This is a genomic window from Mycolicibacter nonchromogenicus (assembly GCF_002101775.1).
In the GTDB taxonomy this organism is placed as follows: domain Bacteria; phylum Actinomycetota; class Actinomycetes; order Mycobacteriales; family Mycobacteriaceae; genus Mycobacterium; species Mycobacterium nonchromogenicum.
Map to the genome: position 1 here is coordinate 1 of NZ_LQPI01000015.1, position 13,789 is coordinate 13,789.

Genomic DNA, 13,789 nt, shown 5'->3' on the forward strand with positions numbered 1-13,789 from the left:
GCCGAAGCCGCCGCCCCCGCCGGAGAGGATGTTGCCGATGATGATGCCGCCGAGCATGGCGCCGGTGTCGCTGCCGCGGCCGGGATCGTTGCCGTATCGCCCGTAGTAAGCGCGCTGCGCGTCCTGTACGTCGGCCTTGGCCAGTGACTGCGCCGCGGCGGCCAGGGTGGCGGCGTCGTTGGCCTGGCTGATGGCTCCGGCGACGTCGGTTGAGCGTTTGTCGCGGGCGGCTTCGAGGCGGCGGCGTGCCTCGGCCAGCCGGGTGCGTGCCTCCGGGCCGACGCTGCCGCGACGAGTGTCGATGTATTCGGACACGGCGCGGATGCGCGACGACGCGGTGATCAGGGCCTGCTCAAGGGTCCGGGCCAACCGCTCCGCGGCTGCTCGCTCCTCGGCCACCGTGGCCAGCAACCGGTCCAGGTCGGAGTCGGCCCTGATCAACGCGGTGAAGGCGCCGAGCGGATCTCCGGAGGTGCGGGCGGCGGCCACGGCCTTGACCACGGCATCGCGAGCGGCGGTCAGCTCGGACTTGTGCCTGCCCGCCCCGTGTTGCAGCTGCGCGTTGGCCTCCGCGACACCGGCCTCGGCGTCGGCGATGGTCTCGGGCAGTGTGGCGACCGCGTGGCGGATGTCGCCGGCGGCGTTGTCGACTGCATCGAGCAGCGCCCTGCCCTGGCCCAGCCCCGACTCGGCGGCGCGCAGCGCGTCCACCAGCTCGCTCTGCCCGCCGGTCACCGGGCGCTCGGCCAGAGCGCGGGCGCGGGTGATGTTGCGCTCGGCGAAGGCGGCCCGGTCCTGTGCGGTCTTGACGTTGCCGGACACCGAGCTGAGCGCGTTGGCGTCGAATTCGGAGTGCAACGCGACCAGATGCTGCTCGGAGGCCGGAATACGGCCGGTCAGCTCGACCAGTTGCTGGGTCAGCGCGTCGAGGCGGTCGCCGGCGTTGAGCACCAGGTCCCGCAGCTGCTCGAACGCGGCCCGCTGGGTCTCCAGCTCGCGGTCGGCCTTCGAGGCGGTGACGATCACCCCGGTCAGCAGGTCGCGCTGCTGGGCCGGCGTCTCGGGGATGTCGTCGTCGAGTTGTTGGCGCACATTGAAGGCGTGTTCCATGGCCGCCTTGGCGGACGCGACGGCCTGCGCGAACGGGCGGGTGCGCTCGTGCCCGAATTCTTCGACGGCCAGCTCCAGTTCGTTGGCGCTGGTGCGCACCGCGTTGTCGACCTCGACGACTTTCTCCCGCGACAAGGCGTCCAGCGCGAACACCGGGACGTCGGCCAGCGCATTGGGGTCGGTCGGATCCAGCCGTCGGGCTGCCGCCAGGGCTGCGGCCCGGCGCCGGCGCCGCAGCTGACGGACCACCAGCAGCAACACCAGGCCCGCGGCCGCCACCGTGGCCAGGGCGATCAGGATCGGTCCCCAGCTCACCTCGGCGGGTGCGGCGGCGGCAGCCAGACCGGTGGCCGCCGCTGAGGCCGCGCCGGCCCAGTCGTCGCGGTGCAGGGCCGGTTCGATCTGATTGCGTCGCAACGCGTCGACCTTGTTCGAGCTGATCTCGGAGATCCCGCTGGAAACCAGGAAGGCGTAGCTGCGGTCGGCGACGGCCACCGCGAGCATGGCGTCGTTGCTGCCGAGATCACTGAGCCGCGCCGTGCTACGACCCCAATCCTCGGCGGTCTGCCCGGCGAACGTGTCGACGTAGACCACCCACAGCCGGATATGCCGGTCGGCGTAGAGCCTGTCGATCGCGTCCTGCACCCCGGTGCGCTCGGACGGCGACAGCGCTCCGGCGCTGTCGGTGATCAGGGTGGGCAGTCGCAGCGGAGGCTGCGCGGCAGCGCCCGGAGCCACCAGCAGCACCGCGGTGAGAAACGACAGGGCGGCGCCGGCCAGGCGGGTGATGCGCATGCCGGTAAATCATATGCGATCGGGGAGTTCGGGCGGGCGTGTCATGGTTGCGGGCCGGGTCAAAATAGACTGGCCGCGGTGGCCACAAACTCCTGCGACAGCTACGACGCGCTCGACCGCGAGCGCCTTGTGGCGGAGTCGCCGAAAACCGCCGGACTGCCCGGAACCGGCGGCCAGCACCGCACCGACTTTGCCCGCGACCGGGCCAGGGTGCTGCACAGTGCTGCGCTGCGCCGGCTGGCCGACAAGACTCAGGTGGTGGGCCCGCGAGACGGCGACACTCCGCGCACCCGCCTGACCCACTCGCTGGAGGTCGCGCAGATCGGCCGGGGGATGGCGATCGGACTGGGCTGCGACCCTGACCTGGTGGACCTGGCCGGGCTGGCTCACGACATCGGCCACCCCCCGTACGGACACAACGGTGAGCAGGCACTCAACGAAATCGCCGCGAGCTGCGGTGGATTCGAGGGAAATGCCCAGAACTTCCGCATCCTGACTTCTCTGGAGCCCAAGGTTCTGGGACCCGACGGTGCAAGTGCCGGGCTGAATCTGAGCCGGGCGGCGCTGGATGCCGTCACCAAATATCCGTGGCACCGTCGCGCGGCAGACGGCTCGGTACGGGCCAAGTTCGGCTTCTACGACGACGACCGGGAGGTCGCGGAGTGGATGCGCCGGGGAGCGCCGGAGGGCCGGGTCTGCCTGGAGTCGCAGATCATGGACTGGGCCGATGACGTCGCCTATTCGGTCCATGATGTCGAAGACGGCGTCATCTCGGGCCGCATCGACCTGCGGGTGCTGGCCGACGCGTCGACCGTGGCAGAGCTGACGCGGCTGGGTGATCCCCACGGAGTGCATGATCTGGCTGGGGCGGCGCGCCGGCTCACTGAACTGCCGGTGGTGGCCGCCGTGGGCGTCTACGACGCGACCCTGTCGGCATCGGTGGCACTCAAACGGCTGACCAGCGAGCTGGTCGGACGCTTCGCCTCCGCGGCGATCACCGCCACCCACGCTGCCGCCGGACCGGGGCCGCTGACCCGCTACCAGGCGGACCTGGAAGTTCCCGAACTGGTTCGGGCCGAAGTAGCTGTGCTGAAAACCCTTGCGGTGCAGTTCATCATCTCCTCGGATCAGCACCGCAGGATTCAGGCGGCCCAGCGTGAGCAGGTACACGAGGTCGCGCATCGGCTGCTCGCCACCGCACCGGACAGCCTGGACCCGATCTTCGTCCCGGCGTTCAACGCTGCCGCCGACGACAATGCGCGGCTGCGGGTGATCGTTGATCAGATCGCGTCGTGCACCGAGGGGCGACTGGAACGGCTGGTCGCGGGCTAGCCGAGCTCGGCGACCCGTACACCCGGCTTCCGTCGCGCTCGCATCGCCGCGGGGCCGGGCGGCGCGCTCTAGACTGACCCGGTGCCAGGCCGTATCTCCGATCGCGACATCGCCGCCATCCGCGAACGTGTCCGGATTGAGGACGTTGTCGGTGACTACGTGCAGCTCAGGCGTGCCGGCGCGGATTCGCTGAAGGGCTTGTGCCCGTTTCACAACGAGAAGTCGCCGTCCTTCCACGTCCGGCCCAACCACGGCCTGTTCCACTGCTTCGGCTGTGGGGAAGGCGGCGACGTCTACGCCTTTGTGCAGAAGATCGAGCACGCCAGCTTTGTGGAGGCGGTGGAGCTGCTGGCCGATCGGGTCGGCCACACCATCACCTACACCGGTGCGTCGGCCACCAACATCCAGCGCGAGCGCGGCGGCCGCAGCCGCCTGATCGCCGCCAATGCGGCGGCCGCCGAGTTCTACGCCGCGGCGCTGAGCACACCGGAGGCCGCACCGGCGCGAAAATATCTCACCGAGCGAAACTTCGATGCCGCCGCCGCCGAACGATTCGGCTGCGGCTTCGCCCCATCCGGGTGGGACAGTCTGACCAAACACCTGCTGCGCAAGGGCTTCGAATTCAAGGAACTCGAGGCCGCCGGCCTGTCTCGGGAAGGGCGCCGCGGTCCGATGGACCGGTTCCATCGCCGGCTGCTGTGGCCGATCCGTTCGGCGGCCGGGGAGGTGATCGGGTTCGGTGCCCGCCGGTTGTTCGACGACGACCCGATGGAGGCCAAGTACGTCAACACCCCCGAAACCACGCTCTACAAGAAGTCCAACGTGCTGTTCGGCCTCGACCTGGCCAAACGAGACATCGCTCGGGGGCACCAGGCGATCGTCGTCGAGGGCTACACCGACGTGATGGCCATGCATCTGGCGGGCGTGACCACCGCGGTCGCATCGTGCGGTACCGCCTTCGGCGATGAGCACCTGGCGATGCTGCGCCGACTCATGATGGACGACAAGTTCTTTCGGGGTGAATTGATCTACGTCTTCGACGGCGATGCGGCGGGACGTGCCGCCGCGGTGAAGGCACTCGAGGGTGAGCAGCAGCTGGCCGGGCAGTCGTTCGTCGCGGTCGCCGCCGACGGTATGGATCCGTGTGATCTGCGCTTGGCGCACGGTGACGAGGCGCTGCGTGATCTGGTCGCGCGCCGCACCCCGCTGTTCGAATTCGCGGTGCGCACCGCTCTCACCGAGATGGACCTGGACACGGCCGAGGGCCGGGTCGCGGCACTGCGCCGCTGCGTGCCGATGGTCGCCCAGATCAAGGACCCGACGCTGCGCGACGAGTACGCACGCCAGCTGGCCGGGTGGGTGGGCTGGGACGACGTGGCGCAGGTGATCGGCCGGGTGCGTGCGCAGGCCAAGGGCGATGCCAAGCACAGCGGTCCGGCCCGGGACCGTCAGGCGTCACGCGCGGCCACCGGCTCCGCCGAACAGCCGGCGGTCGCGCGGCCGAATCCGGCCGACCCCACGTTGTGGCCGCAGCGCGAGGCGCTCAAAGCGGCGCTGCAGTACCCCGCGTTGGCCGGCCCGGTGTTCGACACCTTGACGGTGGAGAGCTTCACCCACCCCGGTTATGCCGCGGTGCGCTCGGCGATCGATGCCGCCGGGGGCACGGCCGGGGTGGCCGGCACCGGCGGCGCGCAGTGGGTCGAGACGGTGCGCGAGCAGACGGCCTCCTCGCTGACCACCGCGCTGATCCACGAGTTGAGCGTGGAGGCCATCCGAGTCGACGAGGACAAGCTGCCGCGCTATATCGGCGGGGTGCTGGCCCGGCTGCAGGAGGTGTGGGTGGGCCGACAGATCGCTGAGGTCAAATCCAAACTGCAGCGCATGTCACCGGTGGAGCACAGCGACGAATACCACGCGCTCTTCGGCGATCTGGTGGCCATGGAGGCCTACCGGCGCAGTCTGCTGGAGCAGGCCAGCGGCGACGATCTGACCGCCTGATCCCGGCCGGAGGTGCCTCAGGCGCGGGCGTCGTTCTCGGGATCTTCTGGCCGCACCACGGTGACGCCGTCCTCGAGTTCGGTCAGTGTCACCATCGTGGGGTCGGGGTGGATCCTGTCAGCGATGCTGCGCCGGCCCTTGTCGATCAATGCCTTGGCCACGGGGCTGCTCGTCATCGCGTGATAGGTGGCGACAATCTGCTCGTAGCGGCGGCGGCCGGCCTTGGTGCCCAGCACGTAGCCGACCCCCATCACCACGACATACCTGATCAATGCAGCCCCTTAGAACAGTCGATGCAGTGGTTCCATCCTGCCTCACGCGGCGCAACGGGGGCCGGGTGCGACCCCCGTTGCACGGCGATGGTTTCGGTATGCGCTAGAGTCTTGCAAGTCCGCGAGGACAGCAATCCCCTGTAGCTCAATTGGCAGAGCATTCGGCTGTTAACCGGAGGGTTGGTGGTTCGAGTCCACCCGGGGGAGCCACGCTTGAGACCGGCGGCGTCAGTCCAGCCGGGGAATCGACGAAGGCCCCGCCTGTGAAGGCGGCTGCTGCGGTGCGAACATCGACGGTGCCTGCTGGTTCCCCTGCTTGGCGGCGCGGGCCTGCGCGAGGGCGTTGACCAGCGGGTTGTTGGCCACCAGCTCGCGGCGCTCCTCGTCGCTGAGCTCGTAGATGGCCCACGCGCCCCAGGCCGCCGGACGCACGTACACGGTGACCTGCCGGCCGTTGCTGAAGACCGCGGGAACCGCCACGGCCCGGTCGGTGGCCGCGAAGGTGGCCAGCTCCTCGGTGATCCGCTCGAGATCAGCGCTTTCGTGCAGCTCATAGGTGGGCGCTTGCACACCCTTGGTGGGGGTGGCATTCAGGGCGAGGAACCACGCCATGATGAGGTACTCCTTTGTTTGGACTGGGATTCAGACAGCCTATAAAGACGGCGACCCCGTGGGCGCACCGGCGGGCGGTACCGACAGGTGTTCCGGATGCAGCATTTCGGCGTACCGCAGTTCTTCGGGGATGCCGAATCCGTCGATCAGAGTCTGCGCGTGCGGGCGCAGTTTCCGGCACCGGTCGTTGATGCCGCGGGTGACGGCCTTGGCCCGCTCGGTGGACAGATACCGGTGCTCGATGTACCAGGCCTTGTCGTCCTCGATGACGCTGAGTGCGTACAGGTCGCACACCAGTTCCAGCAGTTCACGGGCTTCGGGATCCGGGCAGGAGTCGATTCCGGCCACGAACGCCTCCAGCACCACGCGGTCGATGTGAGCGCTGGCCGCGTGCAGCATATGGTCCTGGACCGCGTTGAAGGCGTCGAAGTCGCTCATCTCCTCAGCCTTGGCTCGCAGCCGCCGCGCCACCGAGGTCAGCAGGTACTCCTCACGGTCTTCGAACATGTGCACCTGGGTGCCCCGGTTGAATAGGCTGCCCTCCTCTTCGCTGTCCTGCCTGGCGTCCACGATGGTCTGGATGATCGTTTCGGCCGCAGTGCGCTTGAGCACCCGATCACCCACGGTTTCGGCGGCGAACCGCACCCATCCGACCGGGCTCAGATCGGCGATGTCGTCGGCGTAGGTGGTCAGCAGCTGCTTGGCCACCAGTTGCGTCAGCACGTGGTTGTCGCCCTCGAACGTGGTGAACACGTCGATGTCGGCGCGCAGCGCGATCAGGCGATTCTCGGCCATGTAGCCGGCGCCGCCGCAGGCCTCGCGCGCCTCCTGGATGGCGCGCGAGGCGTGCCACGTGTTGGCCGCCTTGAGTCCGGCCGCGCGTGCCTCCAGTTCGAGTTGCTCTTCGGCGTCGGGCTCGTCAGCGGTCTGCAGATCATGGCAGCGGCCCACCAGCTCGTTCTGGGCGAATTGCAGCGCATAGGAGCGGGCGATCAGCGGGAAGAGGCGACGCTGGTGAACCAGGTAGTCCATGATCAGCACCTCGTCCTCGTCCCCGTCATCGCTTGGGGCACTGAACTGCCTGCGCTGCAAGGCATATCGGGTAGCGATGTCGAGGGCGACCCGGGCGGCCGCGCCCGCGCTTCCGCCCACCGAGACCCGGCCCCGGATCAGGGTGCCGATCATGGTGAAGAACCGCCGGCCGTCGCTCTCGATCGGCGATCGGTAACTGCCGTCGGGCTCCACGTCGGCGTAGCGGTTCAGCAGGTTCTCTCGGGGCACTCGGACGTGATCGAAGACGATGCGGCCGTTGTCCACCCCGGGCAGGCCGCCTTTGTAATGGCAGTCCGAGGTGGTCACACCGGGCAGATCGTCGCCCTGCGCGTCGCGGATCGGCACCAGGAAGCAGTGCACGCCGTGGTTTTCGCCGCCGGTGATGAGCTGGGCGAAGACCGCCGCAACGGTGGCGGTTTCCGCGGCCCCACCGATGTAGTCCTTGCGGGCGGATCCGGTGGCGGAGTCGATCACGAACTCCTGGGTCGCCGGGTCGTAGGTGGCGGTCGTCTCCAGTGACTGCACGTCGCTGCCGTGGCCGGTCTCGGTCATCGCGAAGCAGCCGAGTAGGTCGAGGTTGATGATCTTCTCGACGTAGGCGCGGTGGTGGCGCTCGGTGCCGAGATTTTCCACGGCGCCGCCGAACAGGCCCCACTGCACGCCGGCCTTGACCATCAGCGACAGATCCGACATGGCCAGCATCTCGATCATGGTGACCGCGGCACCGACCTCGCCGGTGCCGCCATGTTCTTTGCGGAAACTGTCTGCCGCCACGCCGGAGCCCGCCAGAATCCGCATTTGTTCGGCGACCTTGGCGCGGGCGATCGCTGTGTTCGGGGTGTAGTGGGGGCGAAACTTCTCATCGCGCAGAGTGGCCCGGACCTGGTTCTTCACCGTCCGCCAGCGGCCGTCCAAGGTGTCGCGCAGGGAATCGGTAGTGGTCACCTCATGCACCGTATCCAGCGGGAGCCGCCGGTAAACCGGGTTTAGATTTACGGATGTGCGTCCGAAGTGGAGCCGGTTGCCGGCGCTGTGCGCTGTGCTGCTCACCGGCGGTGTTGGGTGTGCCGGTCTCGCACCGTGCGACACCGCCACGGCGACAGCGGGGGCGCAGTATCTGGGCCAGACAATCCTGGCGCCGAACACCCTCTTCGCCGGCACCGTGGTGGGTGGCCTGTCCGGGATCAGCTACGACTCGGCGCGCGACTGCTACTACGTGATCAGCGACGATCGCTCGGCCCACGGGCCGGCCCGCTTCTATACGGTGCGGCTCTCGGTGTCCGACCGTGGCGTCGACGGCGCGGTGATCACCGCCATGACCCCGCTGCTGGATCAAGGCGGGCGCCCGTTTGAGCCGGCGGCCTTCGACGCGACACCGCCGGTCATACCGCCCGATCCAGAAGGCATCGCGTTCGATGCCGGGCGCCAGCGGTTGTATTGGTCATCGGAGGGGGAGCGGCGCACCGACGGCCCACGCGGCGCGATATTGGCCGACCCCTGGGTGCGTACCGCCGGGCTCGACGGCAGCTACCTCGGCCAGGTCACCATGCCGTCGCAGCTGGCGATGTCGGCTCAGCCCACCGGACCGCGCCGCAACACCACTCTCGAAGGCCTGACGGTGACCTCCGACGGCGGAATGCTGTTCGCCGCAATGGAGGGCCCCGGATACGACGACGGCCCGCTGCCGGACCACGCTCACGGCGCGCTGACCCGAATCACCGCCTACCGCCTTGACTCCGACGGAAGCTCCGACGAACCGGTCGCCCAGTACGCCTACCCACTGGAACCTGCCGCCGAACCATCCGGAACCAACGGTCTCTCCGATCTGACGGCCTTGTCCGACACCGCGTTTCTGGTGATCGAGCGCGGGTTCGGCGACCGTTCGACGGTGCGGTTGTTTCGCGCCGAGATCGCCGGCGCCACCGACGTGCTCGGGATGCCCTCGCTGGCCGGCGCGAGCGTGACTCCGATGACCAAGACCTTGGTGGCAGACCTGTCCACCACGCCCGGGCTGGAGCCGTTGGACAACATCGAGGGGCTGACGCTGGGGCCGCGTCTGCCCGATGGCCGACAGAGCGTGATCTTGGTCAGCGATGACAACTTCTCGCCACACGAGGTAACTCAGTTCGTCGCCTTCGCGATGCCCGCCGACTAGCCGGAGACGGTGATTGCGGTCGCAACCGTCTCAAGCAGACTGAACACAATCTGGCTTCGCGGAATTGGCGTATTCGGAATGTCAACAGAGGTGACTGGCGATTTCAAGTATAGAAATCAGTCCACTTCGGCATTCGACTGATACCGTAACCCGCGTGTGGTACGACTGCTGGTCAGCGACGAGGATGAGATCGCGAGTTGGCTGAGTCGACCGACCGGCGCGCCGATGCGACGCGTCAGCAGATCATCCGTGCCGCGGCGCATCAGTTCGCCCAGCGGCCCTTTCACGACGTCGGCCTTGACGACATTCTGGCTGAAGCGGAATTGACCAAGGGCGCGATGTATTTCCATTTCCGCTCGAAGCATGCGCTTGCCCTGGCAGTCATCGATGAACAACTCGCCAAGACGGGCACCGCAATCCGGGCGTTGGCGGACCGCAAGCTGTCCGGCTTGGAAACGCTGCTCGACGTGGGTTACCTCATGGCGGTCGAAGACCTCACCAGTGACACCGCACGGGCGATGTTGCATCTGCTTCCGGTGGTCGGAGTGGCCGAGGGACTGCAGGCCACCGTGCTCAACAACACGATTCAGGCACTGAGTGCTGTCACTGAGCGGGCGATCGAGGAAGGGGACGTCCTCGATCGCGATCCGGAGGATGTGGCCCGGATGATGGTGGCGCTGTATCTGGGGCTGCGACAGGCGGGCAATCTTGGTGAGCCCGAACAGTTCCTGCGTGAGCTGGAGCGCATCTGGTCGATAGTGCTGCCCAGCGTGGTGCCCGCCGATCGCATCGATTACTTCGTTCAGTTCGTTCGACGGCGTACTGCGTTGGCTATCAGGACCACGTCGGAGGCGACGGCGATGCCCGAGGGAGAGGCAGGCTGATGGCGCGTCAGGTCCGCTCCGAGGCGACTCGGCGCAAGCTGCTCGATGCGGCCATCGACGTTTTCGGTGAGGCCGGGTATGTCGCTGCCGGGCGGGCCGCGATCATCGAGCGGGCCGGGGTGACCAAGGGAGCGCTCTACCACCACTTCGATTCGATGGATGCGTTGGTGGCGGCCATCATCGAGGGCGGTTTCGCCACGGTCTTGACCACGTTCCGGGGCATGTGCCAGCCGTCCTCACCCGCGTTGGAGGGGATGATCCACGGCATGTTCGCCGTCACCGAGGTGTTGTCGGTCGACAAGGAGGCGCGGGCCGCGGGGCACCTGGTCTTTGCGCTGGCCGAGTCCAACGATCTAGGGGCTGAGCTCGGCAGCGAATGGGCCGATGCGGTCGCAGCCCAGACCGCGCGTGCGATCGCCGAAGGCGATCTGCGCGAAGAACTCGACGCCCGCCAAGTGGCCGAGTCGATCACCTCAGCGATGCTCGGCACGTGGCTGCTGACGCACTACAGCGGTGACAGCATCGGCCGGGTGGCCCGGATGTGGGAGACGCTGCTGCCCGCGATCGTGGCGGCCGACTCCCTGCCGTATTTCCGCCAGTTCCTGGCACGCGATGCGCTGCGTTACCAGGACGGCGGTGCAGCCGCCGAGCGCTGACGGTCCTAACGCTCCTCCAGCCAGAGTTGCTCGGTGAGGTCTTGGAAGGTGGCGAGCGCAACCCGGTCGTCCGCACGTTCCAGCGCTGACTTGCTCATCAGCGCGCGCACCGTGGAGCCGTCCCGATGTTCCAGGGAGACAACCAGATTGGCCAGGGAGTGCATCACCGACAGGGCCGATTCCTCAGCGGGTGGAACCTGACCGAAGATCTGCCGGAACTCCAGCGCCAGCACCTCCTCCTGGGTGTAGCCCAGCATGGCGGCGAACCCGCTGTTGGCGAACAAGATGGTGCCGTCGTCAGCGATCGCCAGGACCGGTACCGGGATGCGCTCGAGTGCGACCAGGGCCGGCAACTGCCGCAGCGTGTCCATCGGTTCCAGAGGGGTTTGCGCGTTGCGCCGTCGCTCCATGGATCTGATTATGACCGGCGCCGTGCACGGCGTGGGCGGTGTTCGCCGCTGCCGGGGTCTTGACCGCGGCGCAGAGGGCTACCTCCGACCGCCAACGTGAGGTGACGCACAGTCTTGTATGCATTGAACACCATCCAAAAGGTATGTACTATCTCCGTTTATGCGAGGAACTGGTTTGTCGGGCGGGGGCGCGCTGAGGCGTGCGCCGCAGTCGGCACCGGTGAGTTCCTCCCCAAGCTTCGCCCGGGGCACCTTGAGGGGTCCGCATCGCCATCTGCCGCCGCACGCCGAGCCGCGTTGGTGCACCGCACCGACTGCAGCGCTCGCCGGCAGGCGCATGGGGGTGCGGTTGTGTGCCACTTTCTACCGGGCGTTGTTCTTGTCAGATCACCAAAGCCTGGCTGTCGGCCAGGAAGGGCATCGCCATCCAGCGTGACGCCAGCATCGCTTCGGCGGCCGGGCCGGGCACCGGGCGGGAAAACAGAAATCCCTGCGCTCGATGACAGCCGTGCCGCATCAGGGTGAGCGCGGCCGCTGAGGTTTCCACGCCCTCGGCGACCACCTGCAGACCGAAGGCCTCGGCCAGGGCGATGATCGCTCGGACAATCGCGAGATCACCCGGATTGACGCCCAATTCACGCACGAACACCGTGTCGATCTTCAGGGTGTCCACCGGCAGATCCTTCAGGTGTGACAGGACGGCGTAACCGGTGCCGAAGTCGTCGATGGCGATCTGCACCCCGGCTTCGCGCAGCTCCGCCAAGGTTCGACGGGTGTTCTCGATGTTCTGCACCACCGCGCGCTCGGTGATCTCCAGGCACAGCGAGCCGGGGCGCAGGCCGAACTCGTTGATGGTTTCCACCACGTTCTGAACGAAACCGCGAGCGGCCAACTGGATCGGTGAGACGTTGATGCGCAGGGTCGCGTTGGTTCGGACACCGTTCGTCTGCCATTGACTGAATTCCGCGCACGCGGTGCGCATCACCCACCGTCCCAGATCATCGGCCAGGTTGGCGGACTCGGCGATGCTGATGAACGAACTCGGCAACAGCAGCCCGCGGGTGGGATGGCGCCAGCGGACCAGCGCCTCTACGGCGACGATCGCGCCGCTCCACAGGTCGACCTCGGGCTGGTAGTACAACAGCAACGACTCGTCGTCGATCTTGCCCTGCATGTGGAGTTCGATGTCCTTGCGGAACAAGCTCTTCAGCGACATGTCGTCGGTGGAGCTGACGGTCTGATTGCCGCCGCCGCGCTTGGCTGCCAGGACGGCCTCGTCGGCGCGGTGCAGCAGACCGGCGCTGGTGTCCTCCCCGGGCAGCCCCACCGTCACGCCCACGCTGACCGTGCTGTTGACCGTGTGGCCCTGGATCTCCACCCGCTCGCGCAACGCGCTCTGCAGCCGATCGGCGAACGTCTCGGCGCTGGCCATCGACATCGGCCAGTCCGGGATGACCACGAATTCGTCGCCGCCGATCCGGGCCGCCATGGTGCGGTTCCCGGCGTAGGCACGCAGGCGTCGGGCGAAATCCCGGATGAACCAGTCGCCGGCGGCATGCCCGAGGTAGTCGTTGATCGGTTTGAGCCGGTCGAGGTCGATGTAGAAGACGCCGACCGGCCCCGGATTGCCGGCGACGAGTCGTTCGGACAGATGGGCGACCAGCGCACGGCGATTGTGAAGTCCGGTCAGATCGTCGTGGTCGGCCAGGTAGCGCAGCCGCTCCTCGGCCGCGACACGGGCCTGCAACTGCGCGAACAGCGAGGCGATCGCCTCGATCGTGTTGAGTTCTTCGGGTCGCCACTTAGGTCGGCGAAACTTGACCAGCCCCAGCATTCCGATGGTCACCGGGCCGGAGATCAGTGGCGCCGTGGCCACCGACAGCGATTCGATGGCGTGGTCGGTCGCCATCTGGCGCACATAGGCGGACTCGTCCGGGTCCGGCCGGATGATTGCCACCCGCTTGCCGTGCGCACACGTGGTGAAGACGGGATCGGCCGTGGTGAACGGGATGACCGTTAAGGGGTCGGGCTCTGGCGGATCGGTGCGCGGCGGCCATTCGGCCACCAGCTTGGAGGCCCTGATCTCGTGATCGTTGTGGCGCAGGAACCCGGCGTCGACGTTTAGCTGCTCCACCAGCGTCTTCAGCACGCGTTCACTGACCGCCGCAGCCGTCGCTGGTGTGGTGGCCATCAGCTGGGCGGCGATCGAGGTGACCAGCGCCAATCTATCCGCCACGATGTCCTTCCCCCGAAGACCGGCAGCCCAGCGGGCGAGCCGCGGGGGCCGCAGGAGGCCTGGGATCGCTTCGGGCCGATGCCCTGTCGAGCATATTCGAAGAGACCGCTCGGCCGGAAACTTCTCAGCCGAATTATGCCTGCTAGATCGCTCGACGCGGCCCTCTGGCACCGATCCGTTACACGCGCACTTGATCGGTTAGCTGTGATGTCCAGGGAGGTTGGTCAGCCGGGTGATCGGCGGTTTGCCTCCGATGGCGGAGTGTGCGCGGTGGTG

11 protein-coding genes and 1 tRNA gene are annotated in these 13,789 nt (G+C 67.6%); 6 read left to right on the plus strand and 6 right to left on the minus strand.

From position 1 onward, the window contains the following. On the minus strand, positions 1–1,905 hold a 1,905-nt coding region (locus AWC18_RS00430), incomplete at its 3' end, for a TPM domain-containing protein (RefSeq protein ID WP_085136957.1). A gap of 78 nt (positions 1,906–1,983) precedes the next feature. Here AWC18_RS00430 and AWC18_RS00435 point away from each other — a divergent pair. Continuing rightward, on the plus strand, positions 1,984–3,237 hold the full coding sequence (locus AWC18_RS00435; RefSeq protein ID WP_064997490.1) for a deoxyguanosinetriphosphate triphosphohydrolase: 1,254 nt from the start codon (positions 1,984–1,986) through the stop codon (positions 3,235–3,237). An 81-nt stretch (positions 3,238–3,318) separates the two neighbouring features. Then, entirely contained in the window at positions 3,319–5,235 is a 1,917-nt protein-coding gene (gene dnaG / locus AWC18_RS00440) for a DNA primase (RefSeq protein ID WP_085136959.1), read from the plus strand. A gap of 17 nt (positions 5,236–5,252) precedes the next feature. Here dnaG and AWC18_RS00445 read toward each other — a convergent pair whose 3' ends face one another. Beyond that, on the minus strand, positions 5,253–5,507 hold the full coding sequence (locus AWC18_RS00445; protein ID WP_064997492.1) for a hypothetical protein: 255 nt from the start codon (positions 5,505–5,507) through the stop codon (positions 5,253–5,255). Positions 5,508–5,641: 134 nt separating this feature from the next. Here AWC18_RS00445 and AWC18_RS00450 point away from each other — a divergent pair. After that, a tRNA-Asn gene (locus AWC18_RS00450) sits at positions 5,642–5,717 on the plus strand. A gap of 18 nt (positions 5,718–5,735) precedes the next feature. Here AWC18_RS00450 and AWC18_RS00455 read toward each other — a convergent pair. Next, complete coding sequence (locus tag AWC18_RS00455; RefSeq protein ID WP_085136961.1) at positions 5,736–6,119, minus strand: hypothetical protein; 384 nt, start codon at positions 6,117–6,119, stop codon at positions 5,736–5,738. A gap of 39 nt (positions 6,120–6,158) precedes the next feature. Beyond that, on the minus strand, positions 6,159–8,126 hold the full coding sequence (locus AWC18_RS00460) for an acyl-CoA dehydrogenase family protein (protein WP_064997494.1): 1,968 nt from the start codon (positions 8,124–8,126) through the stop codon (positions 6,159–6,161). A 46-nt stretch (positions 8,127–8,172) separates the two neighbouring features. On the opposite strand from AWC18_RS00460, the gene AWC18_RS00465 reads away from it, so the two are divergent. From AWC18_RS00465 to AWC18_RS00475, 3 genes are all read left to right on the plus strand, one after another. Beyond that, complete coding sequence (locus tag AWC18_RS00465; protein ID WP_085136963.1) at positions 8,173–9,327, plus strand: esterase-like activity of phytase family protein; 1,155 nt, start codon at positions 8,173–8,175, stop codon at positions 9,325–9,327. Positions 9,328–9,524: 197 nt separating this feature from the next. Continuing rightward, positions 9,525–10,211: a TetR family transcriptional regulator gene (locus tag AWC18_RS00470; RefSeq protein ID WP_085136965.1), complete on the plus strand. Its 687-nt coding sequence runs from the start codon at positions 9,525–9,527 to the stop codon at positions 10,209–10,211. Further along, complete coding sequence (locus AWC18_RS00475) at positions 10,211–10,867, plus strand: TetR family transcriptional regulator (RefSeq protein WP_085136967.1); 657 nt, start codon at positions 10,211–10,213, stop codon at positions 10,865–10,867. The genes AWC18_RS00470 and AWC18_RS00475 overlap by 1 nt, the downstream gene beginning before the upstream one ends. Positions 10,868–10,872: 5 nt before the next feature. On the opposite strand, the gene AWC18_RS00480 is transcribed toward AWC18_RS00475, so the two are convergent. Further along, positions 10,873–11,238 (minus strand): PAS domain-containing protein, encoded by a 366-nt coding sequence (locus tag AWC18_RS00480; RefSeq protein WP_024440654.1) that lies wholly within the window; start codon positions 11,236–11,238, stop codon positions 10,873–10,875. Positions 11,239–11,659: 421 nt separating this feature from the next. Then, positions 11,660–13,468: a putative bifunctional diguanylate cyclase/phosphodiesterase gene (locus AWC18_RS00485; RefSeq protein ID WP_085136969.1), complete on the minus strand. Its 1,809-nt coding sequence runs from the start codon at positions 13,466–13,468 to the stop codon at positions 11,660–11,662. Positions 13,469–13,789 lie beyond the last annotated feature (321 nt).